The 576-nt window shown below is 72.7% G+C and carries 1 protein-coding gene; it reads left to right on the top strand.

Features of this window, described 5'->3' with window-relative positions; all coding sequences use genetic code 11:
* Positions 1–576: heme biosynthesis HemY N-terminal domain-containing protein (locus tag AC27IQ_RS26810; RefSeq protein WP_487091514.1), on the top strand; the 576-nt coding region annotated here is incomplete at both ends.

The raw sequence follows: 576 nt of genomic DNA, 5'->3' as shown, positions 1-576 counted from the left end.
TGGCACTTTTTGGCGTGGCCGTCGCGGCCGCGCTGTTCGCGGGCAACAACCAGGGCACGGTGACCCTGTTCTGGCCGCCCTACCGCGTCGATCTGTCGCTCAACCTCGTCCTGCTGCTGCTGGTCGGTGGCTTCGCCACGCTGTATGCGGCGCTGCGCGCCCTGGCCGCGCTGCTGGAGCTGCCCCGCCAGGCGCGGCGCTGGCGCGCGCAGCAAAAGGAGCGCTCCATGCACGCGGCGCTGCTCGATGCGCTGTCGCAGCTGCTGGCCGGGCGCTTCATCCGCTCGCGCAAGGCCGCGACCGCCGCCCTCGCGCAAGAGAGCGCGCTGGAGGCATCGGGCGAGGCCGTGCCGCATGGCCGCCAATTGCGCACGCTGGCCCATCTGGTGGCCGCCGAAAGCTCGCACGCCCTGCAGGACCGCGCCACACGCGAGGCGCATTTGCAGAACGCGCTCAACAACATTCCCGACCGCGCGCCGGTCACCGAGCTGGAGCTGCGCGAAGGCGCGCACCTGCGCGCGGCCCGCTGGTCGCTGGACGAGCGCGATGCCAACGCCGCGCTCGAACGCCTGGCCG

It is taken from the genome of Acidovorax sp. KPB24-07 (assembly GCF_057543315.1).
The sequence above is the reverse complement of the archived record's forward strand: the minus strand, read 5'-3'. Positions and strand labels throughout refer to the sequence as shown.